The sequence below is a fragment of the Pseudonocardia sp. NPDC049154 genome, from assembly GCF_040648315.1.
GTDB lineage: Bacteria > Actinomycetota > Actinomycetes > Mycobacteriales > Pseudonocardiaceae > Pseudonocardia.
On the sequence record NZ_JBEZDN010000060.1, the window covers coordinates 22,787 to 45,481 of the forward strand.

General features: G+C 73.3%; 23 protein-coding genes. 11 read left to right on the forward strand and 12 right to left on the reverse strand.

All coding sequences use genetic code 11. From position 1 onward, the window contains the following. Window positions 1-178 precede the first annotated feature (178 nt). Together AB0B41_RS25295 and treZ are read left to right on the forward strand one after the other, a co-directional pair. A complete protein-coding gene (locus tag AB0B41_RS25295; protein WP_358207451.1) occupies window positions 179-646 on the forward strand; it encodes a MarR family transcriptional regulator in 468 nt (155 codons plus the stop codon). Between the two features lie 368 nt (window positions 647-1,014). After that, entirely contained in the window at window positions 1,015-2,757 is a 1,743-nt protein-coding gene (treZ, locus tag AB0B41_RS25300) for a malto-oligosyltrehalose trehalohydrolase (RefSeq protein ID WP_358207453.1), read from the forward strand. A gap of 74 nt (window positions 2,758-2,831) precedes the next feature. Here treZ and AB0B41_RS25305 read toward each other — a convergent pair whose 3' ends face one another. Beyond that, window positions 2,832-3,815, reverse strand: a complete 984-nt coding sequence (locus AB0B41_RS25305; protein WP_358207455.1) for a malate dehydrogenase — start codon at window positions 3,813-3,815, stop codon at window positions 2,832-2,834. A 163-nt stretch (window positions 3,816-3,978) separates the two neighbouring features. Here AB0B41_RS25305 and AB0B41_RS25310 point away from each other — a divergent pair, with 163 nt between their 5' ends. The 6 genes from AB0B41_RS25310 (at window position 3,979) to AB0B41_RS25335 (ending at window position 9,144) form a co-directional block, all read left to right on the forward strand. Then, entirely contained in the window at window positions 3,979-5,121 is a 1,143-nt protein-coding gene (locus tag AB0B41_RS25310) for a DUF418 domain-containing protein (protein ID WP_358207457.1), read from the forward strand. A gap of 10 nt (window positions 5,122-5,131) precedes the next feature. Continuing rightward, window positions 5,132-5,461 carry a hypothetical protein gene (locus tag AB0B41_RS25315; protein ID WP_358207460.1) on the forward strand — a complete coding sequence of 110 codons (330 nt, stop codon included), beginning with the start codon at window positions 5,132-5,134 and terminating at the stop codon, window positions 5,459-5,461. A 222-nt stretch (window positions 5,462-5,683) separates the two neighbouring features. Next, on the forward strand, window positions 5,684-6,700 hold the full coding sequence (locus AB0B41_RS25320; protein WP_358207461.1) for an ABC transporter ATP-binding protein: 1,017 nt from the start codon (window positions 5,684-5,686) through the stop codon (window positions 6,698-6,700). Beyond that, on the forward strand, window positions 6,697-7,413 hold the full coding sequence (locus AB0B41_RS25325) for an ABC transporter permease (RefSeq protein ID WP_358207463.1): 717 nt from the start codon (window positions 6,697-6,699) through the stop codon (window positions 7,411-7,413). The genes AB0B41_RS25320 and AB0B41_RS25325 overlap by 4 nt, the downstream gene beginning before the upstream one ends. Further along, on the forward strand, window positions 7,414-8,073 hold the full coding sequence (locus AB0B41_RS25330) for an ABC transporter permease (protein WP_358207466.1): 660 nt from the start codon (window positions 7,414-7,416) through the stop codon (window positions 8,071-8,073). A 24-nt stretch (window positions 8,074-8,097) separates the two neighbouring features. After that, complete coding sequence (locus AB0B41_RS25335; RefSeq protein WP_358207468.1) at window positions 8,098-9,144, forward strand: glycine betaine ABC transporter substrate-binding protein; 1,047 nt, start codon at window positions 8,098-8,100, stop codon at window positions 9,142-9,144. Window positions 9,145-9,222: 78 nt separating this feature from the next. Here the strand turns inward: AB0B41_RS25335 and AB0B41_RS25340 are convergent, their stop codons facing one another. The 4 genes from AB0B41_RS25340 to pyk all read right to left on the reverse strand — a co-directional run bounded on the left by AB0B41_RS25340 (window position 9,223) and on the right by pyk (window position 13,480). Next, entirely contained in the window at window positions 9,223-9,711 is a 489-nt protein-coding gene (locus AB0B41_RS25340; RefSeq protein WP_358207470.1) for a CoA-binding protein, read from the reverse strand. Then, window positions 9,708-11,033: an O-acetylhomoserine aminocarboxypropyltransferase/cysteine synthase family protein gene (locus AB0B41_RS25345; RefSeq protein WP_358207473.1), complete on the reverse strand. Its 1,326-nt coding sequence runs from the start codon at window positions 11,031-11,033 to the stop codon at window positions 9,708-9,710. Before AB0B41_RS25345 ends, AB0B41_RS25340 begins: the two co-directional genes overlap by 4 nt. Before the next feature lie 97 nt (window positions 11,034-11,130). Beyond that, entirely contained in the window at window positions 11,131-12,006 is an 876-nt protein-coding gene (locus AB0B41_RS25350) for an acyl-CoA thioesterase II (protein ID WP_358207501.1), read from the reverse strand. A gap of 52 nt (window positions 12,007-12,058) precedes the next feature. Beyond that, window positions 12,059-13,480, reverse strand: coding sequence for a pyruvate kinase (gene pyk / locus AB0B41_RS25355; protein ID WP_037041382.1), 1,422 nt, complete (start codon window positions 13,478-13,480; stop codon window positions 12,059-12,061). A 53-nt stretch (window positions 13,481-13,533) separates the two neighbouring features. Between pyk and AB0B41_RS25360 the strand changes: the two genes are divergently transcribed. Continuing rightward, a complete protein-coding gene (locus tag AB0B41_RS25360) occupies window positions 13,534-13,863 on the forward strand; it encodes a VanZ family protein (RefSeq protein ID WP_358207475.1) in 330 nt (109 codons plus the stop codon). Between the two features lie 4 nt (window positions 13,864-13,867). On the opposite strand, the gene AB0B41_RS25365 is transcribed toward AB0B41_RS25360, so the two are convergent. From AB0B41_RS25365 to AB0B41_RS25395, 7 genes are all read right to left on the reverse strand, one after another. Further along, window positions 13,868-14,518 (reverse strand): DUF2461 domain-containing protein, encoded by a 651-nt coding sequence (locus tag AB0B41_RS25365; RefSeq protein ID WP_358207477.1) that lies wholly within the window; start codon window positions 14,516-14,518, stop codon window positions 13,868-13,870. Next, window positions 14,515-15,489 carry a prolipoprotein diacylglyceryl transferase gene (gene lgt, locus AB0B41_RS25370; RefSeq protein ID WP_358207479.1) on the reverse strand — a complete coding sequence of 325 codons (975 nt, stop codon included), beginning with the start codon at window positions 15,487-15,489 and terminating at the stop codon, window positions 14,515-14,517. The genes AB0B41_RS25365 and lgt overlap by 4 nt, the downstream gene beginning before the upstream one ends. A gap of 222 nt (window positions 15,490-15,711) precedes the next feature. After that, complete coding sequence (trpA, locus tag AB0B41_RS25375) at window positions 15,712-16,539, reverse strand: tryptophan synthase subunit alpha (protein ID WP_358207481.1); 828 nt, start codon at window positions 16,537-16,539, stop codon at window positions 15,712-15,714. Then, window positions 16,536-17,876, reverse strand: coding sequence for a tryptophan synthase subunit beta (gene trpB / locus AB0B41_RS25380; protein WP_358207484.1), 1,341 nt, complete (start codon window positions 17,874-17,876; stop codon window positions 16,536-16,538). The genes trpA and trpB overlap by 4 nt, the downstream gene beginning before the upstream one ends. Further along, a complete protein-coding gene (gene trpC, locus AB0B41_RS25385; RefSeq protein ID WP_231498055.1) occupies window positions 17,873-18,718 on the reverse strand; it encodes an indole-3-glycerol phosphate synthase TrpC in 846 nt (281 codons plus the stop codon). Before trpC ends, trpB begins: the two co-directional genes overlap by 4 nt. Window positions 18,719-18,767: 49 nt before the next feature. After that, the gene (locus AB0B41_RS25390) at window positions 18,768-19,445 is read right to left on the reverse strand and encodes a Trp biosynthesis-associated membrane protein (protein ID WP_358207487.1); all 678 of its coding nucleotides are present in this window, start codon (window positions 19,443-19,445) and stop codon (window positions 18,768-18,770) included. Next, on the reverse strand, window positions 19,438-21,024 hold the full coding sequence (locus AB0B41_RS25395; RefSeq protein WP_358207490.1) for an anthranilate synthase component I: 1,587 nt from the start codon (window positions 21,022-21,024) through the stop codon (window positions 19,438-19,440). The genes AB0B41_RS25390 and AB0B41_RS25395 overlap by 8 nt, the downstream gene beginning before the upstream one ends. Before the next feature lie 60 nt (window positions 21,025-21,084). On the opposite strand from AB0B41_RS25395, the gene AB0B41_RS25400 reads away from it, so the two are divergent. Beyond that, complete coding sequence (locus AB0B41_RS25400) at window positions 21,085-21,684, forward strand: TetR family transcriptional regulator (protein ID WP_358207492.1); 600 nt, start codon at window positions 21,085-21,087, stop codon at window positions 21,682-21,684. 253 nt (window positions 21,685-21,937) lie between these two features. Beyond that, a partial coding sequence (locus tag AB0B41_RS25405; protein ID WP_358207494.1) for an oxygenase MpaB family protein occupies window positions 21,938-22,695 on the forward strand: 758 nt, incomplete at its 3' end.

The window sequence follows — 22,695 nt, forward strand, 5'->3', positions numbered from 1 at the left end:
CCCGGCCGGCCCCGCACGGGGGTCGGCCGGGCCGCGCGTATCGCGCCTTGCATCGCGTTGCGCATGATGCAGCTCACGTTCCGGAACTCCGTCACACGGTCTTTACGTTGTCCACCTGATATCTCGGCGATCGAAGTAAAGATCATCCCGAGCGGGAGGACGAGTCACAAGGAGTTCGGTGAGTGAGATCGCAGTACGACTGAAGAACGTCCTGGCCGCGTCGGACGCCTACCGCCAGACCATGGCCCGGCTCGTGGGCCTGGGCGTCCCGGAGACCACGATCCTGGTGCACCTGCTGCACGAGGGTCCGCGGACACCGTCGGCGCTCGCGCGCCGCGTGGGCGTCACGCCGGCGACCGTGACCGCCCAGCTGGACCGCCTCGAGCTGGCCGGGCACGTCGTCCGGCGCTCCAACCCGCGCGACCGGCGGAGCGTGCTCGTGGTCCTGACCGACCGCGGCCACGACCTGGCCGCGCGATTGTTCGCCCTTTTCGACCGCGACGTGGCCACCGGCATCGGCGAGGCCGACCCCACCGTGACCGCGGAGCTGGGGCGTATTCTCGAGCACCTGTCGCAGCGGCTCGACGAGCGCGCCCGCGACACCCACGCCATCGCCGCCGACCTGGAAGAATCCGGCCTCCGCTGATCGCGGGCCGGCCCGGCGCAATTGGTTCGGCAGCCGTACTTCTCGGCATCGGGATAATCTGCGGAAAAATGCGGCTGAACGGCCGATTCCGGCACGGCGTGCCGTTCCTAGTCTCGACCAGGCAACGCACAAGGTCCGGGTCCGATCCCCCCATCCCACCGGAACCACGTTGCCGGGATCGCCGGCCGACTCCGTGCCCCCCGACCGGCCGGCGGTCCCGACCCCGGAGCCCCGGGTCCCGCCGTGCGGTGGCGGCGGGAACCGGCCGCATCCGGTCGGCCCCCGTCACGAGCCCCGTCCCGGGCCCTGCGCCGCGTGTCACGTGGCCCCCGCGGGCGCACCGGCCGCCCATTCGGCAGGATTCCCCCGTGGCTGAGTACGCGGTGTGGGCGCCGGAGAAGGACAGGGTCCGGGTCCTGGTGGACGGCGAGACCTACGCGATGCGGCGGGAGCCGGGCGGCTGGTGGCGCGCCGACGTCGAGGACAACGGCCCGGGCTCGGCCTACGCCTTCCTCGTCGACGACGATCCGACGCCCCTGCCCGATCCGCGCTCGCAGTGGCAGCCCAACGGCGTCCACTCGGCCTCGCGCCGCTACGACCAGAACTCCTTCTGGTGGACCGACCAGGCGTGGACCGGCCGCACGCTGGCCGGCAGCGTGCTCTACGAGTGCCACATCGGCACCTTCACCGAGGAGGGCACCTTCGACTCCGCGATCGAGAAGCTCGACCACCTGGTCGCGCTGGGGATCGACATGGTCGAGGTGCTGCCCGTCAACGCCGTCGACGGGCCCCGGAACTGGGGGTACGACGGCGTCGGCTGGTACGCCGTCACCGAGAACTACGGTGGCCCGGACGGCTTCAAGCGGTTCGTCGACGCCGCGCACGCCCGCGGGCTCGGCGTGGTCCTCGACGTCGTCTACAACCACCTCGGCCCGTCGGGTGCCTACCTCGACAGGTTCGGGCCGTACTTCGCGGGCAGCAACATCTGGGGCCCGTCGCTCAACCTCGACGGCCCGTGGTCGGACGAGGTGCGCCGGTACGCCATCGACAACGCGCTGATGTGGCTGCGGGACTTCCACGTCGACGGGCTGCGGATCGACGCCGTGCACGCGCTGCGGGACACCCGCGCCCAGCACGTCCTCGAGCAGCTGGCCGTCGAGGTCGCGGCGCTCGAGGCGCACGTCGGGCGGCCGCTCTCGCTGATCGCGGAGTCGGACCTCAACGACCCGAAGATGATCACCGCGCGCGAGGGCGGCGGGCTCGGCATGACCGCCCAGTGGACGGACGACATCCACCACTGCCTGCACAGCGTGCTCACCGGCGAGGGCCAGGGCTACTACTCGGACTTCGCCGAGGCCGACCTCGCGGGCCTGGCGCACGTGCTCACCCGCGGGTTCCTCCACGAGGGCACCTGGTCGAGCTTCCGGAAGCGGACGCACGGCGCGCCCGTCGACACCGCGCGGATCCCGGGGCACCGGTTCGTGACCTACCTGCAGAACCACGACCAGATCGGCAACCGGGCCACCGGCGACCGGCTCACCCAGCTGCTCTCCCCGGGCATCCTGGCCTGCGGCGCGGCGATCCTGTTCACCTCGCCGTTCACGCCGATGCTGTTCATGGGCGAGGAGTGGGGCGCCCGCACGCCGTGGCAGTTCTTCTCCTACTTCCCCGACGAGGGGCTCCGCGAGGCCGTCCGCACGGGCCGCACCGCGGAGTTCGCCGAGCACGGCTGGGGTGACGTCGAGGTCCCCGACCCCAACGCCGAGTCCACCTTCCTCGACTCGAAGCTCGACTGGACCGAGCACGAGCAGGAGCCGCACGCGACCCTGCTCGCGATGCACAAGGAGCTCATCGCCATCCGCAAGGCGTGGCCGGAGCTCTCCGACCCGTGGCTCGACGAGGTCGCGGTCGATGTCCACCCCGAGGCCCGCACGCTCGTCATCCACCGGGGTCGGCTGCGGGTGCTGGTCAACCTCGGCCCGGAGGAGGTCGCGCTCGACCTCGGCGCCACCATCACCCGCATTCTGCTGGCCAGCGAGCCCACGGCCAGCGAGCAGTCCGACATCACGCTGCCCGGGGAGTCCTTCGCGATCGCGGTGCTCGCCGAGTAGCTCCCCCGCATGCGCGAACGGCACCTCCGCTCACCAGGTGTGAGCGGAAGTGCCGTTCGTTCGGCGGTGGGCGGTCAGATGAGGCCGAGGCCCTTGACGGCCTCGCGCTCCTCGACCAGCTCGGCCACGGAGGCGTCGATCTTCTCGCGGGAGAAGTCGTTGATCTCCAGGCCCTGGACGATCTCGTACGTGCCGTTCCTCGTGGTGACCGGGAACGACGAGATGATGCCCTCGGCCACGCCGTAGGACCCGTCGGACGGGACGGCCATGGAGGTCCAGTCGCCCTCGGGGGTGCCGTTGACCCAGGTGTACACGTGGTCGATCGCCGCGGAGGCCGCCGACGCCGCGGACGACGCGCCGCGGGCCTCGATGATCGCCGCGCCGCGCTTGGCCACGGTCGGGATGAACTCGTCCCGCAGCCAGGCCTCCTCCACCTGCTCGGCGGCGATCTTGCCGCCGACCTCGGCGTGGTAGAGGTCCGGGTACTGGGTGGCGGAGTGGTTGCCCCAGATCGTCATCTTCGTGATCTCGGAGACCGGCACGCCCAGCTTGCCCGACAGCTGCGCGAGGGCGCGGTTGTGGTCGAGGCGGGTCATCGCGGTGAACCGCTCGGCCGGGACGTCCGGCGCGGCGCTCTGCGCGATGAGGGCGTTGGTGTTGGCCGGGTTGCCCACGACCAGGACCTTGATGTCGTCGGCCGCGCCGGCGTTGATGGCCTTGCCCTGCGGGGCGAAGATCCCGCCGTTGGCCTCGAGCAGGTCGCCGCGCTCCATGCCCTTCGTGCGCGGGCGGGCGCCGACGAGCAGGGCGACGTTCGTCCCGTCGAAGGCCTTGGTGGCGTCGTCGAAGATGTCGACGCCGGCCAGCAGCGGGAAGGCGCCGTCGCTCAGCTCCATCGCGGTGCCCTCGGCGGCCTTGACGGCCTGCGGGATCTCCAGCAGGTTCAGCTTCACCGGGGTGTCGGACCCCAGGAGCTGCCCGGAGGCGATCCGGAAGAGCAGCGCGTAACCGATCTGGCCAGCGGCTCCGGTGACAGTGACGGTGACAGGAGTGGACACGCCGTGAGGCTAGCCCTCCCTCCGCGGGTGCGCCGCGACGGGGATCACCCTGGTGGCGGCACCTTCGGTGTGACGTCCGACCCGCGCGCCGCCGCCCACCCCGGACCGCGCCGCCGGTACGCCCCGGTGGCCCGGGGACCGGACGGCACGGGATGATCCGGACGTGACCGCTCCCCTGCCGCTGTCCGCCCGGGCGGTCGCCCCCGACCTCGCCCGGGGCGCGATGCTGCTGCTGATCGCGCTGGCCAACGTGCACCTGTTCCTGCTGGCCGCGCCCGGGGTCCGCGGGTACCCGGACGAGCCGGGGCCCGTGGGCGGGGTGATCACCTTCCTGCAGATGCTGCTGGTCGACGGGCGCGCCTATCCGTTGTTCGCCCTGCTCGTCGGGTACGGGGCGGTCCAGCTCGCCCGCCGGCGGGACGACACGGGCGCGGCCGTCCGGCTGCTGCGCCGCCGGGGCGCGTGGATGATCGTCATCGGCGCCGTGCACGGGATCCTGCTGTTCCCCGGCGACATCGTCGGCGCCTACGGGCTGCTGCTGGTCCTGCTGGCCGGGTTCCTCGTCCGCGGCACCGAGGTCACGCTGCGGACGATCGCCGCCGTCGGGGTGGCGATCACGGTCCTGCTCGGCGCGGGCACCGGGCTGCGGACGGGCGCGCTCACGCTGCCCTCGGTCGCCGCGCCCGACGTGGGCACCGCCCTGGGCCTGCACGTCGGCGAGTGGCTGGGCGGCACGCTGTCCGCGGCCCTGTTCACCGCCGGGATGCTGGCCGTCGGTGCCCTGGCCGCGCGCCGTGGGCTGCTCGACGAGCCGGACCGGCACCGCCGCACGCTCGTCCGGGCGGCCGTGGGCGGGCTGACCGTCGCGGTGGTCGCCGGGCTCCCGCTCGCGGCGGCCGCGGCGGGCTGGTGGCAGCCGTCGGTGGGGCTGTCGGCCCTGTTCGGCCTGCTGCACGCGGTCGGCGGGCTCGCCGGCGGCGTCGGGTACGCCGCCCTGTTCGGCCTGCTCGCCACCCGCGCCGTCGGTCCCGTCGGGCGGGCCCTGGTCGCGACGGGTCGCCGGTCGCTGACCTTCTACCTCGCCCAGTCCGTGGTGTTCTGCGCGCTGCTGCCGGCGTGGAGCCTGGGGTGGGGCGCGTGGATCGGCGTGCCGGGCGCGGCGCTGCTCGCCGTCGCGACCTGGGTGGCGTCCGTGCTGGCCGCGACCCTGCTGGACCGGGCGGGCCGTCGCGGACCCGCCGAGGTCCTGCTGCGCCGGCTCACCTACGGCCGACCTCGGGGTCCGGGCGCTGACCAGGCCGGATAGGGTCGGTGGCGTGGCGAAGCGGGACAGCAGGGCGAAGCAGGCGAGCGAGCCGGCCCCGGCGGCCGACGTCCCCTACCACCGGGCCCTCTTCGGTGCGCTCGGCTGGGGCGTGGTCGCCTTCGCCCTGCAGGTCGTGTTCGGCGGAAGCGGCGGAAGCACGGGCCTGCTGATCCAGGTCGGCTGGATCCTCATCGCCGCGGTGCTCGCCGCGTGGCCCACCTGGTACGCGGCCCGTCAGCGGGGCTGGCCCGAGCTCTGGAAGCTCTTCCTCCTCGCCGCGCCGGCCTTCTGGGTGCTGCGGGCGGTCACCCTGATCCTGGACCGCCTGCTGTTCCACTGATCGGGCGGTCCGCTCATCTGCGGAGCCACCGTCCTTCCCGGACTTTCCGGACGGATCCGGCGCCAGATCACGATCCCGTTTCACGCCGCACCCGTTCGCCCGGTCGTGGCTAGTGTGCGTTGCGCATTCCGACGCGCGTACCGATAGGCGCCGATTCGCGAGCACCTGGGCCTTCCGGGCACGGCACACGCGGCGAGGCGACGGGCACGGGAGGTTCGACCGATGGCCGATGTGGTCACCCAGGAGGGCTCGAGCGGGGCCACGGGCGGCGACCCGGCCGCCTCGCAGGGGGCGCTGGCGATCGAGTTCCGCCACGTCACCAAGCGGTACCGGGAGCAGGACGCCCCCGCGATCGACGACCTGTCGCTGACCGTGCCACCCGGTGAGACGTGCTGCCTGGTCGGGCCGTCGGGCGGCGGCAAGACCACGGCGATGAAGCTCGTCAACCGGCTGATCGAGCCGACCTCCGGCGACATCCTGATCGGCGGCCGCAGCGTGCTGAGCTACGACGTGACCACGCTGCGCCGCGACATCGGCTACGTCATCCAGCAGGTCGGGCTGTTCCCGCACATGACGATCGGCGCGAACATCGGCACGATCCCGCGGCTGCTGGGCTGGGACAAGCAGCGCATCGCGGAGCGCACGGACCGCCTGCTCGACCTGGTCCGCCTCGACCGCAGCTACGCGAAGCGCTACCCGGCGCAGCTGTCCGGTGGGCAGCAGCAGCGCATCGGCCTGGCCCGCGCGCTGGCCGCGGACCCGCCGGTGATGCTCATGGACGAGCCCTTCGGCGCGCTGGACCCGATCACGCGGGCCGAGATCCAGGACGAGTTCCTGTCATTGGAGAACGAGATCCGCAAGACGGTCATCTTCGTGACCCACGACATCGACGAGGCCATCAAGATGGGCGACAAGATCGCCGTGCTTCGGCCCGGCGGGCGGCTCGCCCAGTACGGCAGCGCCGACGAGCTGCTGGGCGACCCGGTCGACGACTTCGTCGCGGACTTCGTCGGCGCCGACCGCGGGCTCAAGCGGCTCTCGCTGCGCAGCGTCGGCGAGCTCGCCGACCCCGGCCGCGAGGCACCGCCCGGTGCGCCGTCCGTGTCCGCGGGCACCTCCCTGCGCGTCGGGCTGTCGGTGCTGCTGTCCGCCAACGCCGACGTCCTGGAGGTGACGAAGGAGGGCCGGCCCGCCGGCGCGGTCACCCTGGCGGAGATCCGCGAGGCGGCGGGATCGTGAGACTTCCCGCGCAGGGCCCCGTCATCCCGGACTTCGGCAACAGCTCGGGGTGCAAGGCCAACGAGACCTTCTGCTGGGACTGGTTCGCCGACCACTGGGACCGGTTCGCCACCGAGCTGGTGCAGCACATCTACGTCAGCGCCATCGCCATCGTGATCGGGCTGGTCATCGCCCTGCCCGCGGCGCTGCTGGCCTATCGCCTGCCGCGCCTCGAGACGCCCGCCGTCGTGTTCTCGACCATCCTCTACACGATCCCGGTGCTGGGCTTCTTCCTGCTGATGATCCCGGTGACCGGCATCGGCCTGCTCACCATCGAGATCGCGCTCGTCGGCTACACGCTGCTGCTGCTGTTCCGGAACACGGTCACGGGCCTGCGCTCGGTGCCGCCCGAGGTGCGGGCCGCGGCGCTCGGGATGGGCCTCACGCCGGGGCAGATCCTCGTCCGGATCACCTTCCCGCTGGCCCTGCCGGCGGTGATGGCGGGCCTGCGCGTCGTCACGGTCACCACGATCTCGCTGGCCACGCTCGCGGCGTACATCGCGCCCTACGGACTGGGCCAGTCGATCCTGTTCTACATCGGCAACACGTTCATCTCCGGGCTGATCTCGGCCGGCGTGCTGGCGATCCTGCTCGCCCTCGTGGCCGACGCGCTCATCGTCGGCCTCACCAAGGTCGTCACGCCGTGGGCGCGGGCCCGCCGGGGAGGTGCGTAGATGATCCTCGTCGACGCCTGGCGGTTCGTCGCCGACAACCCCGCCCGCGTCCTGGGCGACATCGCCGGGCAGCTCGTGCTGTCACTGGTCTCCGTGGCCGTCGCGATCGCCGTCGCCGTGCCGCTCGGCGCGGCGATCGGCCACACCCGCCGGTTCGCGCTGCTCGCCGTGAACGGGGCCAACGTGCTCCGCGCCCTGCCGACCCTGGCGATCATCGCCATCGGGATCGGGCTCTACGGCGTGGGCTTCGTCAACATCATGGTCGCGCTGGTCATCCTCGCGCTGCCGCTCATCCTCACGAACACCTACGTCGGGGTCGCCGAGGTCGAGCCCGGCACGGTCGAGGCCGCGCGCGGCATGGGCATGACCGGCTGGCAGATCCTCACCCAGGTCGAGCTGCCGCACGCCGTCCCGTTGATCATGGCCGGGATCCGGACCGGCACGGTCTTCGTGATCGCGACGGCCTACCTGGCCGGCACGGCGGGCTACCCCCACACCCTGGGCTCGGTGATCACCAACCCGACCCTGCCCGTCTACCAGCTGCTCGCCTACACCGTGATCGCGGTCCTGCTGGCCTTCGCCGTCGACGGACTGCTGCTGATCGTGCAACGCGCCGTCACCCCGGCCGGGATGAAGATCGTCCCCGTCACGGCGACCTGAGTTCCCACCACAGGAAGGATCCCCATGTCCGAGAGCAACATCGGCAGGCGCGGCAGGGTCGCCGCGCTCGCCGCGGGCGTCGCGGCGCTGGCCCTCGTCGTCGCGGCGTGCGGCGGCGGCAGCAGCTCCTCCGGATCCTCCGGGTCGGCCGCGCCGAGCGCGGGCGCGCAGTCCGCCGGCCAGGACGTCATCACCCCGGTGACCGCGCAGAACGTCAGCTGCCCGACGGGGACCCCCGGTCAGGGTAAGCCGCCGATCAAGTTCGGCAGCAAGAACTTCTCGGAGCAGTTCGTCCTCGGCGAGCTCTACACCCAGGCCCTCGAGGCCCGCGGCTACGACGTGACCTACCAGCCGAACATCGGCGGCTCCGAGGTCATCGACCGCGCCTTCCAGGCCGGCCAGATCGACGCCTACGCCGAGTACCTGGGCGAGATCGAGAGCAGCATCGCGAACAAGCCGGTCGGCGCCACGCCCGAGGACACCTACAACACGGTCAAGGAGTTCGAGGCGCAGAACCGCCAGGCCACGATCTTCAAGCAGACGCCGTTCGAGGACACCGACGTCATCATCGTGAAGTCGGACTTCGCCAAGCAGAACGGGCTCGCCGCGGTACCGGACCTCGCCAAGGTGGGCAACGCGGGCGACGGGATCACCCTGGCCGCCCAGCCGCCCTTCGAGACCCGGCAGAACGGCCTGGTCGGCATGAAGAACGAGTACGGGCTGACCGGCATCAAGTTCACCGGGGTCGACCCCGGCCTCGTCTACCAGGTCCTCGACCAGGGCCAGGCGAACGCGGCCGACGCCTTCTCCACCGACGGCCAGCTGGCCACCGGCAGCTACACCCCGCTCGAGGACCCGAAGCACATCTTCGGCTTCCAGTACGTGGCGCCGGTGGTGAAGCAGTCCGTGGCCGACGCGCAGGGCCCGGAGTTCCAGCAGACCCTCGACTGCGTGTCGAGCCTGCTCACCACGAAGGTCATGCAGGCGCTCAACCAGCAGGTCCAGATCAACGGCGGCGACCCCGCCGAGGTCGCCAAGGCCTTCCTGACCCAGAACAAGGTCACCACCTGACCGGACTGGCGCCCCGGGTCGGTCCGGGGCGCCCGTCCGGGGTCGGTCCAGAGGCCGGTCGAGTGGCCGGTCGCGGGGTCAGTCCCGGCGCCGGGCGCTGATCACCCCGGTGTCGAAGCCGGCCAGGTGCAGGCCGCCGGCGAACCGGGCGTGCTCCACCTTCAGGCACCGGTCCATCACGACGGTCAGGCCCGCGTCCTCGGCCTTGGCCGCCAGGTCCTCGTCCCACAGCCCGAACTGGAGCCACCAGGTCCGCACGCCCTGCGCGTCCGAGCCGAGCGCCAGCACCTCGTCGAGCACGGCGGGCAGGTCCTGCGGGCGGCGGAAGGTGTCGACGAGGTCGGGCACGCCCGGGCAGTCCGCCAGCGACGGGTACACGGGGCGGCCGAGGATCTCGGTGGCGTTCGGATTCACGAACCAGACCTCGTAGTCCGTGCTCGACAGCAGGTACGTCGCCACGAAGTTCGACGCCCGCGCGGGGTTGGGCGAGGCGCCCACCATCGCGACCGTGCGGGTGTCGCGCAGCATCCGCTGCCGCTCCAGCGCCGACGGGTTCTGCCAGCTCATGCGCTCTCCTTCGCGGCCTCGGCCAGCGCCTGGTCGAGGTCCCAGATGATGTCGTCCGCGTCCTCGAGCCCGACGCTGATCCGGATCAGGTCCTCGGGCACCCCGGCCGCCTCGAGCTGCCCGGCGGTCAGCTGCTGGTGGGTGGTGGAGCCCGGGTGCAGGACGAGGGTGCGGGCGTCGCCGACGTTGGCCAGGTGGCTGCACAGCCGCACGGACTCGATGAACCGCGCCCCGGCCGCGCGGCCGCCCTGCACGCCGAAGCTGAACACCGCGCCCGGGCCCTCGGGCAGGTACCGGCGCGCCCGCTCGTGGTGCGGGTGGTCGGGCAGCCCCGCGTACCGCACGTACTCCACGCGCGGGTCGGCGTGCAGCCACTCCGCGACGCGCTGCGCGTTCGCGACGTGCGCCTGCATCCGGAAGGGCAGCGTCTCCACGCCCTGGAGCAGCAGGAACGCCGAGTGCGGGGCCAGGGTCGGCCCGACGTCCCGCAGCTGCTCGGCGCGGAGCTTGGTGAGGAAGCCGAGCTCCTGGAAGTTGCCCCACCAGGTGAGTCCGCCGTAGCTGGGGACCGGCTCGGTCATCGACGGGAACCGGCCGTTGCCCCAGTCGAACCGCCCGGACTCGACGACGACGCCGCCGAGCGTGGTGCCGTGCCCGCCCAGGAACTTGGTCGCGGAGTGGATCACGATGTCCGCGCCGTGCTCGATCGGCCGGCAGAGGTACGGCGTGGCCAGCGTGGCGTCGACGATCAGCGGCACGCCCGCCGCGTGCGCGACGTCGGCCAGCCCGGCCAGGTCCGCCACCTCGCCACCGGGGTTGGAGACGACCTCGGTGAACACGAACTTGGTCTTCTCCGTGATCGCCGCGGCGTAGTCCGCCGGGTCGCCGCCCGGGACGAACGTGGTGTCCACGCCGAACCGGCGCAGCGTGACGTCGAGCTGGGTGATCGTGCCGCCGTACAGGCCCGACGCGGCGACGCCGTGGTCCCCCGCCCCGGCCAGGCAGGCGAAGGTGAGGAACTCCGCGGCCTGCCCGCTGGCGGTGGCCACCGCGCCGATGCCGCCGTCGAGGCTCGCGATCCGCTCCTCCAGCACCGAGACCGTCGGGTTGCCGATCCGGCTGTAGATCAGCCCGTACTTCTGCAGCGCGAAGAGGCTGGCCGCGTCCTGGGTGTCCTCGAAGACGAAGCTCGTCGACTGGTAGATCGGGACCGCCCGCGCGCCCACGGCCGAGTCCGGCACCGCCCCGGCGTGCACCGCCCGGGTGTTGAAGCCCCAGGCGCGATCCCGGCGCTCCCGGCCGTCTCCGGTGTCGTCGCTCATGCGCCCATCCTGCCTCGCGGGCTCACCGGCCGTCGCCACCGGCCGACTACCCGGGTGGGCTCGCTGGAGCTCGACCACCGGCTGCTCGACTGACCGGTCACCGGCGGGGCAGGCGGACCAGGCCCTCCTGCATGGTGCTGGCCACCAGCCGGCCGTCGCGGGTGAAGAAGCGGCCCTGCGCCAGCCCGCGCCCGCCCGACGCGGCGGGGCTCCAGCACTCGTAGAGCAGCCAGTCGTCCGCGCGGAAGGGCTGGTGGAACCACATGGCGTGGTCGAGGCTCGCCATCTGCACGGACGTGCTCGTCAGGTCGTGGCGGCCCACCACCGAGCCGAGCAGGGTGAGGTCGGAGATGTAGGTGAGCAGGCAGACGTGCCGCAGCGGGTCGTCGGGCAGCCGGCCGTCGGCCTTCATCCAGGCGCGCAGCGGGTCGTCCGTGGCCACCCGGTCCTCGGTCCACACCGGCTCGTCGACGAACCGGATGTCCAGCGAGCGCGGCACCCGCTCGATCCAGGCCGCGCCGGCGCCGGACACCACGCGGTCGCCGATGCTGGGGAGCTCGTCCGGGGTCGGCACCCCGTCGCTCATCGGCACCGAGTGCTCCAGCCCCTCCTGCACGAGCTGGAACGACGCCGACAGCGCGAAGATCGCCTCGCCGCCCTGGATCGCGAGCACCCGGCGGGTGCTGAACGAGCGGCCGTCGCGGATCCGCTCGGTGCGGAACACGATCGGCCGGCTCGGATCGCCGCCCCGGATGAAGTAGGCGTGCAACGAGTGCACGCCGCGGTCCGGCTCGACCGTGCGCCCCGCGGCGACCAGCGCCTGCGCCGCGACCTGCCCGCCGAACACGCGGACGGGCGAGGTCGCCGGGCTGGTGCCGCGGAACAGGTCCACCTCGATCTGCTCCAGCTCGAGCAGCCGCATCAGCTCGTCGAGGACGCCCTGCCCGCGCGGCACACCGTCGACGTCCAGCATGATCCCGGAGGCAGGAGGTTCGGTCACGCCGCGATCCTCCCGCACCCGGGCCTCAGGCGTGGTCCTCCTCGCCCAGCCGGTGGACGCGGATGAGGTTGGTCGAGCCGACGGTCGAGGGCGGCGAGCCCGCGACGATCACGACGAGGTCGCCCGGCTGGAACCGGCCGATGGAGAGCATGGCGTGGTCGACCTGGCGGACCATTGCGTCCGTGGAGTCGACGGCCTCGACCAGGAACGTCTCGACGCCCCAGGTCATCGCCAGCTGGCTGCGCACCTCGGGGGCCGGGGTGAAGGCCAGCAGGGGCAGCCGGGTGTGCAGCCGGGCGAGCCGGCGCACGGTGTCGCCGGACTGGGAGAAGGCGACCAGGGCGCGGGCGGAGAGGCGCTCACCGATGTCCCGGGCGGCGTAGGAGAGCACGCCCCGCTTGGTGCGCGGCACGTGGTTCAGCGGCGGCACGTTCGCCGGGCCCGCCTCGACGGCCTCGATGATCGTGCTCATCGTGCGGACCGTCTTGATCGGGTAGCGCCCGACGCCGGTCTCGCCGGACAGCATCAGCGCGTCCGCCCCGTCGAGCACCGCGTTGGCCACGTCGGAGGCCTCGGCGCGGGTCGGCCGCGAGTTCGTGATCATCGAGTCCAGCATCTGCGTGGCCACGATGACCGGCTTGGCGTTCTCGCGGGCGATCTGGATCGCGCGCTTCTGCACCAGCGGCACGTTCTCCAGCGGCAGCTCCACGCCCAGGTCGCCGCGGGCGACCATCACGCCGTCGAACGCCAGCACGATGGCCTCGAGGTTGTCGACGGCCTCCGGCTTCTCCAGCTTGGCGACGACCGGGAGCTTGACCCCGACCTTCTCCATGATCCGGTGCACCCCGTCGATGTCCGCCGGGCTGCGCACGAAGCTCAGGGCGATCACGTCGACGGACAGCTTGAGCGCGAACTCCAGGTCCGCGATGTCCTTCTCGCTGAGGGCCGGGACCGAGACGTTCATGCCGGGCAGCGAGATGCCCTTATTGTTGGACACCGGGCCGCCCTCGGTGACCCGGCAGACCACGTCGTCGCCCTCGACCTCGACCACGCGCAGGCCGACCTTGCCGTCGTCGACCAGCAGCCGGTCGCCCGCGCGGGCGTCCCGGGCCAGGCCCTTGTACGTGGTGGAGACGCGGTCGTGGGTGCCGGCGCAGTCCTGGACCGTGATCCGCACCTCCTCGCCGGTCTGCCACTCTGTCGGGCCGTCGGTGAAGGTGCCGAGCCGGATCTTCGGCCCCTGCAGGTCCGCGAGGATGCCGACGGCGCGGCCCTCGGCGTCGGCCGCGTCGCGCACCATCTGGTACACGCGCTTGTGGTCGTCCCGCGTGCCGTGGCTGAAGTTGAGCCGGGCGACGTCCATGCCGGCAGCGACCAGCTCCCGGATACGGTCGGGTGTGGCGGTGGCCGGCCCGATGGTGCAGACGATCTTGGTGCGACGGGTCACGAGGTCAAGAGTAGCGCGCTCTCTTTAACGATCAGGTAGGAGGAAGTCGAACAGTGCGACGGCTGAGTTTCGCCCTTGCGGTGCTGGTCAGCCTGCTGGTGCTGTTCCTCCCGGCCTCCGGGGTGCCCACTGCCCCACCCGGCGTCGACAAGCTCGTCCATCTGGGTGTGTTCGCCCTGCTGGGTCTCACCGGTCGGTGGGCGGGCGTCCCGCCGCTCCCACTGGTCCTCGGGCTCGCCGGGTACGCCGGGGTCTCCGAGGTCCTGCAGGGTCTGCTGCCAATCGGGCGCAGCCCCGAGGTGCTCGACGCGGTCGTCGACTGCGTCGGCGTGTCGATCGGGATCGCCCTGCACGAGCTGCTGCTGCAGCGGGCGCGCCGGTAGCCCCTCAGCGGCGGGGCTGCTCGCTCGGGCCGACGTGGTCGGCGAGCCATTCCGCGAGCGGGCGGGCGGCCCGCCACGTGCGGCGGACGCGGTCGAGGCAGGTCCGCTCGTGCAGCGCGTCGTCCGGCGGCCAACGGCGGGCGACCATTAATCCCTTGTGCCGCAACAGGTCGAGCCGCGGGTGGTCCGGGTCGGTGCCCTTCGGCCGGGTGCGCAGCTGCTCCCCGCCGACGGTCAGCCCGGCCTTCTCCGCGGCCCGCAGGATGCCGCGCAGCGCCTCGCCGCGGCGCTCGTCGTCGACGGCCGTGCGGTAGCGCGCGACCTGGTCCGGCGCCATGCCGTAGTACCCGGCCGCGGCGAGCAGTCCGTCGGGGCCGACCTGGACGTAGTACGGCGGGGCGAAGCCGCCGCAGTGGGTCTTGTACGGCGACTTGTCCTTCGCGAACCGGACGTCCCGGTACGGGCGGAAGATCTTGCCCGGCCCGAACTCCTCCTCCAGCTCGGCGAGCAGCGCCGACATCGGCGCCCGGACGTGCGCCTCGTAGACCTCGCGCTGGTCGGTCCAGTACGCCTTGCTGTTGTCCGCTAGCAGGCCGTCGTAGAACTCGACGGCGCCGTCGCCGAAGCCGTCGAAGCGCGTCGCCGACGTGGTCACGGCGTCCGGTCGCCCGCCCGGCCCTCCGGGACGTCCGCGTCGGCGGACCCGGCCGGGTCGTCGGTCTCCTCGGCGCGCGCCCCGTCGGGGTTCGCGATCTCGGGCGGCAGCACCTCGCGGGGCTTGCGCACCAGCGCGACGTAGAGCACCGCCAGGACGAACACCAGCGCCGAGACGACGACGTTGATCCGGATGTCGCCGAACACGCGCGTGGCCGGGTCGGTGCGCATGAGCTCGATGAAGAACCGGCCGAGCGTGTAGCCGGCGACGTACAGCGCGAAGACGCGGCCGTGGCCGAGCCGGAAGCGCCGGTCCGCCCACACGATCACCGCGGCGACGGCGAGGTTCCAGATCAGCTCGTACAGGAACGTGGGCTGCACGATCGCGATCGGGTTCGCGGTGTCGACGGCCACGCCGCCCAGCGGGTCCGACGCGCCGGTCGCCGGGTCGACCCGCTCGTAGATCTCCAGGCCCCAGGGCAACGTCGTCGGGGCGCCGTAGAGCTCCTGGTTGAAGTAGTTGCCCAGCCGGCCGATCGCCTGCGCGACGACGATGCCGGGCGCCACCGCGTCGGCGAAGAAGGGCAGCGGGATCCCGCGGCGCCGGCAGCCGATCCAGGCCCCGACCGCGCCGAGCGCGATCGCCCCCCAGATCCCGAGGCCGCCCTCCCAGATCTTGAGCGCGTTCACCGGGTCGCCGCCGGGGCCGAAGTAGGTCCGCCAGTCGGTGGCGACGTGGTAGAGCCGCCCGCCGACCAGGCCGAACGGCACGGCCCACACCGCGACGTCGACGACCGTGCCGGCCGGACCGCCGCGCGCCACGAACCGCTTCTCGCCCCACCAGATCGCGACGACGATCCCGGCGATGATGCAGAGCGCGTACGCCCGGATCGGGATCGGCCCGAGATGCCAGACGCCGCGGTCCGGGCTGGGGAGGTAGGCCAGCACGGTGCTGCTCGCGAGGGCGCTCACGCCGCCACCGTAGCGCGGGCGCCGGGACGACCGGGCCCCCGACCTCCCCGTTCGCGCCCTCGCCTCGCGTCGTCCGGCCCCGCCGGGCCCGTCTGCGACCGATCCATGATCACCGGCCCGGACCGTTCGGGGCCGCCCGTGGCCGCGGGCGGCACACGACGATCACAGGCGATGGTTCGGCGTCCCCCGCGCACCTGCTTCGGCAGCCCCGGTGAGTCGGGCTCAGGCCGGCTGCGGCAGCCCCGCTCGCGCGACGCCGGCAGCGAGCTCCCGGGCGAGGTCGCGGACCGCGTCGGGCCCGCCCTTCTCCGCGGCGCTGACGAACGCCGACCCGACGATGACGCCGTCGGCGAAGCCCGCGATCTCGGCGGCCTGGTCGGCGTTGCGCACCCCGAGCCCGACGCCGATCGGCAGCGAGGTGTGCGGCCGGGTCCGGCCGACGATCTCGCCGGCGGCCGAGTTCACCGAGTCCCGCGCGCCCGTCACGCCCATGATCGACGTCGCGTAGACGAAGCCGCTGGAGGCGGCGGTGGTCGAGGCGATCCGCTCGTCCGTCGACGACGGCGACACCAGGAAGATCCGGGACAGCCCGTACTTGTCCGAGGCGGCGAACCACTCGTCCGCCTCGTCCGGGATCAGGTCCGGCGTGATCACGCCGAGCCCACCCGCGGCGGCGAGGTCGGCGGCGAAGCGGTCCACCCCGTAGCGCAGCACCGGGTTGAAGTAGGTCATCACGACGCAGTTGCCGCCCGCGGCCGTGACGCGCTCGACCGTGCTGAACACGTCCCGCAGCCGGAACCCGTTGCGCAGCGCGGTGTCCGCGGCGGCCTGGATCGTGGGCCCGTCCATCACCGGGTCCGAGTACGGCACGCCGACCTCGAGCAGGTCGCAGCCACCCTCGCTCATCGCGGTGAGCAGCGCGACCGCCTCGTCGACCGTCGGGTAGCCGGCGGGCAGGTAGCCCACCAGCGCGCCGCGGCCCTCGGCCCGGCAGCGTGCGAACACCTCGGCGACGCTCCGTGTGGGCTGTCCGCTCGCACGCTCGCTCACGCCTGGATCCCCTCGGTCTCGCTGCCCGCGTCGGCGAACGACCCGGACCGCTGCTGCGTGGCGCCCTCGGCGATGGCGGTGCCGTCGGCCGCCTCGGCGCTCTCGTCCTGCCCGATCATCCCGAACCACTTCGCGGCCGTGTCGACGTCCTTGTCGCCGCGGCCGGAGAGGTTGACCAGGATCACCGCGTCGGGCCCCAGCTCCTCGCCCAGCCGCAGCGCACCGGCCACGGCGTGCGCCGACTCGATGGCCGGGATGATCCCCTCGGTGCGGCAGAGCAGCGCGAACGCGTCCATCGCCTCCGCGTCGGTCACCGGTTCGTACTCGGCGCGCCCGAGGTCCTTGAGCAGCGCGTGCTCCGGCCCGACGCCCGGGTAGTCCAGCCCCGCCGAGATCGAGTACGACTCCGCGGTCTGCCCGTCCTCGTCCTGCAGCAGGTACGAGAAGGCGCCGTGCAGCGCGCCCGGCGACCCCTCGGACAGGGTCGCCCCGTGCCGGCCGGTCTCGACGCCGTCGCCGCCGGGCTCGAACCCGACGAGCCGGACGCCCGGGTCGTCGATGAAGGCGTGGAAGATGCCGATCGCGTTGGACCCGCCGCCCACGCACGCGGCGACCGCGGTGGGCAGCCGCCCGGTGCGCTCGAGCACCTGGGCCCGCGCCTCGAGCCCGATCACCCGGTGGAAGTCCCGCACCATCTGCGGGAACGGGTGCGGACCGGCGACCGTGCCGAGCAGGTAGTGGGTGCTGTCGACGTTGGTGACCCAGTCCCGCAGCGCCTCGTTGATCGCGTCCTTCAGCGTGCGCGAGCCGGTCTTCACCGGGATCACGGTGGCGCCGAGCAGCCGCATGCGGGCGACGTTGAGCGCCTGCCGGCGGGTGTCGACCTCGCCCATGTAGACCACGCACTCGAGGTCCAGCAGTGCGCACGCGGTGGCCGTGGCGACGCCGTGCTGGCCCGCCCCGGTCTCGGCGATGACCCGCTGCTTGCCCATCCGCTTGGTGAGCAGCGCCTGGCCGAGCACGTTGTTGATCTTGTGGGAACCGGTGTGGTTCAGGTCCTCGCGCTTGAGCAGGATCCGCGCGCCGCCGGCGCGCCGCGAGAGCTTCGGCACGTCCGTCAGCGGGGACGGCCGCCCGGTGTAGTCACGGTGCAGCCGGTCCAGCTCGGCGAGGAACTCCGGATCGTGCCGGGCCTTCTCGTAGGCCGTCTCCAGCTCGTCGAGCGCCGCGACCAGGGCCTCGGGAACCCATCGACCCCCGTAGCGGCCGAAGTGGCCGCGCTCGTCGGGCTCGTGGCCCGAGGGTGTCTCGATCCCCTGACTCGCCTGAACGCTCACCGCACCATTCTGGAGCACGACGGATGAAAGCCCGCAGCCACCAGGGCCCGCACCGCCGCGCCGGGATCTCCGCTGGTCACGAGGCCCTCGCCGACGAGCACCGCGTCGGCGCCCCAGCCCGCGTAGGTGAGCAGGTCGCCCGGCCCGCGCACGCCCGACTCGGCCACGCGCAGCACGTCGTTGGGCAGCCCGGGGGCCAGCCGCCCGAAGATGCCCAGGTCGACCTCGAGGGTCTTCAGGTCCCGCGCGTTGACGCCGATGACCTTCGCCCCGGCCTCGAGCGCCCGGTCGGCCTCCTCCTCGGTGTGCACCTCGACCAGGGCGGTCATCCCGAGGGACTCCACGCGGTCGAGCAGCGACTCCAGGACCGGCTGCTCCAGCGCCGCCACGATCAGCAGCACCAGGTCCGCGCCGTAGGCCCGCGCCTCGTGCACCTGGTACGGCGTGACGACGAAGTCCTTGCGCAGCACGCAGACGTCGACGGCGGCGCGCACGGCGGCCAGGTCGTCGAGGCTGCCGCCGAACCGGCGCTGCTCGGTGAGCACGCTGATCACCCGCGCGCCGTTCTCGGCGTACGCCTTGGCCAGGACGGCCGGGTCCGGGATCGTCGCGAGCGCGCCCTTCGACGGGCTGCGCCGCTTGACCTCGGCGATGACCCCGACACCGGGCTCGTTCAACGCGGCCATGACGTCCTTCGGCGGCGCCGCCGCGGCGGCCCGCCGTTTGATCTCCGCGAAGTCCACCGCGGCCTCCCGGGCCGCGAGGTCCTCCCGGACACCCTCCACGATGGAGTCCAGGACGCTGGGCCGGACTCCCGCACTCACCTCACCGTGCTCGCCCACGGGGCGCACTCCCCTTCCGGGTTCGGGCCTACCAGGCGTTCCGGCCATGCTATTCCGTGCCGTCCGGGCGGCCGGGCCGGGGGCCGCCGTCCGGCCCACGGTCCCGCGCGAACGCACCCTCCGTGGTCGGGTCGACACCGGAGTCGAGCTCGTCCCAGGCCGCCCGCTCGGGGTCGGCCGGGCGGCGCGGCGCGCCCGGGGCGTCGTACCGCGCCCCCATCCGCGGCAGCCGCCGGTCGGCCACCACCAGCAGCACACCTCCGGCGACGACCAGCAGCCCGCCCAGCACCCCGAGCAGCGGGGCGGCCGTGGTCGAGACCGTGGCGCCGGGTGCCGTGGTCGCCCCCGCGGCCGCGCTGCCCACCAGCGCGGGCAGCTCCGACGCGGTGGGCGGGCGCAGCCATCCCGAGGCGGCCGCGTAGGCGCCGTACCCGCCGGCCAGCGCCACGATCACGCCGAGGACCCGCCGCACGACGCCGGACACCGCGATCGCCGCGGCCACCGCTGCGACCGCGAGCGCGGCCAGCCCGAGCAGCGACGGCGCGATCTGAGCGCCGGTGGCCGCGACGGGCACCGCCCCGGTCGCCCCGTGCCCGGCCACCTCGACCTGCGTGGACGCCCAGTCCAGCCGGGTCGTCCCCCACAGGCCGAGCGCACCGAGCAGCAGCAGCGCGGCTGTCAGGAGGAACAGCTGTCCGCTGCGGGCGGGGGCGGGCGCGTCAGGCATGCCCGCCGGGGCGGCCCAGGGTGGCCGCGGTCGCGACCGCGGACAGGACCGCCCGGGCCTTGTTGAGGCATTCGGTGTCCTCGGCCTGCGGGTCCGAGTCGGCGACGATCCCGCCGCCCGCCTGCACGTACGCCCGGCCGTCCCGGATCAGGGCGGTCCTGATGGCGATGGCGGTGTCGGCGTTGCCGGCGAAGTCGAGGTACCCGACGATCCCGCCGTAGAGGCCGCGGCGGGTGGGCTCCAGCTCGTCGATCACCTGCATGGCCCGGACCTTCGGCGCGCCGGACAGGGTGCCCGCGGGGAAGCAGGAGAGCACGGCGTCGACCGCGTTCTTGTCCTCCCGCAATGTCCCGGTGACCGTGGAGACCAGGTGCATGACGTGGCTGTAGCGCTCCACGGAGAAGAAGTTGCGCACCTTCACCGTGCCCGGCTCGCAGACCCGGCCCAGGTCGTTGCGCCCCAGGTCGACGAGCATGACGTGCTCGGAGCGCTCCTTCTCGTCGTGCCGGAGGTCCTTCTCCAGCAGCTCGTCCTCCTCGTCGGTGGCGCCGCGCCAGCGTGTCCCGGCGATCGGGTGCGTGGTGGCCTGCCGGTCGGCCACCGTGACCAGCGCCTCCGGGCTGGACCCGACGATCGTGAACGGGCTGCCGCCCGACTCGTCCTCGATGTTCAGCAGGTACATGTACGGGCTGGGGTTGGTGGTGCGCAGCACCCGGTAGACGTCGAGCGGGTCGGCCCCGCAGTCCATCTCGAACCGCTGCGAGACGACGATCTGGAAGCACTCCCCCGCGCGGATCTGCTCCTTCGCCACCTCGACGGCGGCGAAGTGCTCGGCCTGGGTGCGCTTGCGCTCGAAGTCCGGGGACACCGCGCTGAACACCGCGACGGTCGACGCGGCGGGCGCGGCCAGCTCGGCGGTCATCCGGTCCAGCCGGGCCACGGCGTCGTCGTAGGCCTCGTCGACGCGCTCGTCCGAGTCGTCCCAGTTGATCGCGTTGGCGATCAGCGTGATCGTGCCCTCGTGGTGGTCGACGGCGGCGAGGTCCGTGGCCAGCAGCAGCACCAGCTCGGGGATGCGCAGGTCGTCGACCGGCGGGTTCTCCGCGCTGCCGATCCGCTCGATCCGGCGGACGATGTCGTAGCCCATGTACCCGACGAGCCCGCCGGTCAGCGGCGGCATGCCCGGCAGCGGCTCGCTCTGCAGCTCCTCGACGACGCCGCGGACCGCCTCCAGCACGTCGCCCTCGGTGGGCAGGTGGTCGGGGACCTCGCCGGTCCAGCGGATCCGCCCGTCGACCGTGGTCAGCGAGGCGGCGGAGCGGGCGCCGACGAACGACCAGCGCGACCAGGACCGCCCGTTCTCGGCGGACTCGAAGAGGAAGGTGCCGGGGCGGGCGCGGCCGTCCGGGGCGGCGAGCTTGCGGTAGACGCCGACCGGCGACTCGTCGTCCGCCAGCAGCCGGCGGGTCACCGGGATCACCCGGTGGTTCTCGGCCAGCGCGCGGAACTCGTCGCGGGTCGGGCTGACCGCTCCCAGCGCGGCGGGAGGTGCGGTGGGGCTCGTGGTGGCTGCGGTCACGGGCCTCATTCTTCCGTGCCGGGTGCGTCGGGTGACGACGGGGCGGGTGAAGATGGGCCCGTGACCACCCGCGAACCGCGCCGCCGCGGCCGCCGCACCTCCGGCGAGGACACGCGTGCGGCCTTGCTCACGGCCGCGCGCGTCGAGTTCGCCGAACGGGGCTACGACGGCGCCACCGTCCGCCGGATCGCCGAGCGGGCCGGCGTCGACGCCGCCATGGTCAACCACTGGTTCGGGGGCAAGGCCCAGCTGTTCACGGCCTCGCTCGACGTGCCGGTCGACCCGTCCGCGATCGTCGCGACGGTCGAGCCCGGCGACCCCGAGCAGCTCGGCGAGCGGATCGTCGCGATGTTCCTGCGGGTGTGGGACGAGGCGTCGGGCGGCGCGCTCGTCACGCTGATCCGCAGTGTGGCCGGGCATCCCGCGGCGGCGCGGATGATGCGCGAGTTCATCGTCCGGGTGGTCATCGGGCCCCTCGTCGGACGGGTGGCACCGGACCGGGCCGAGGAGCGGGCGGCGCTGGTCGCCTCGCAGGTCATCGGGCTGGGGATGATCCGGTACGTCGTGCAGCTCGAGCCGCTGGCGTCGGCGGAGCACGCGACGCTCGTCGCGCAGGTCGGCCCCACGGTGCAGCGCTACCTCACGGGACCGCTTCCGTAGATCCACCGATCCGGGTGGGCATGAGCGACGAACGGCGGAGAGGGCAGCGGCCCGCTGGTCCTCCTCGACCCGGCGCGCGGCCGGGTGGCGGGCGTGGGGCCGGGACCGGGGCCGCGGGAGGTGGGGTCGCCGTGGCGTGGGGCGGTCCGCGGCTCACGGTGTTCGGGACCCGCTGATCACGGCCAGGGGCAGCGCACGACGTGGCCGCTCGATCGGGTGGCCGGGTCCGCGGCGGGGCCGCATCATGGATCTCGTGGTCGATCTGCAGGTTCCCGGGCTGGGGGACGTGTCCGCCGCCCTCGCGGACCGCGTCGCGGGCCTGCGGGCACGGCTCGGCGCGGACGTCTTCCAGAAGGTGGCGGGCGACGAGGGGGCGAACCGGCGTGCGCGGATCCACTCGGCGCCCGGCCCGCGGTGGTTCGCCGAGGACCGCCCGATCCGGCGGGTGCACGGCGACGCCTCGATGTTCGTCGGCGGGCTGCGGGCGCTGCTGCTGCAGTCGTTGCACCCGTTGGCGATGGCCGGGGTCGCGGGGCACTCGGGCTACCGCGGCGACCCGTGGGGACGCCTCGCCCGCACCAGCTACTTCCTCGCCGCCACGACCTTCGGCCCGGACGCGGAGGCCCGCGCCACGATCGAGCGGATCAAGGCCGTGCACGGCCGGGTCCGCGGGGTCGCGCCCGACGGGCGGCCCTACTCCGCCGGGGACCCGCACCTGCTGGAGTGGGTGCACATCGCCGAGATCGACAGCTTCCTGCGCGCCCACCAGCGGTACGGGTCGCAGCCGCTGGACCAGGAGGGCCGGGACGGCTACGTCGCCGACACCGCCCGCGTCGCCCGGGAGCTCGGGGTCGTCGACCCGCCGGAGAGCGAGGCGGAGCTCGCGGCGCGCCTCCGGGCGTTCCGCCCGGAGCTGCGCGGCACCCCCGAGGCGCGGTCCACGGCCCGGTTCCTGCTGCTCAAGCCGCCGCTCGCGCTGCCCGCCCGGGCGCCGTACGCGCTGCTCGCGGC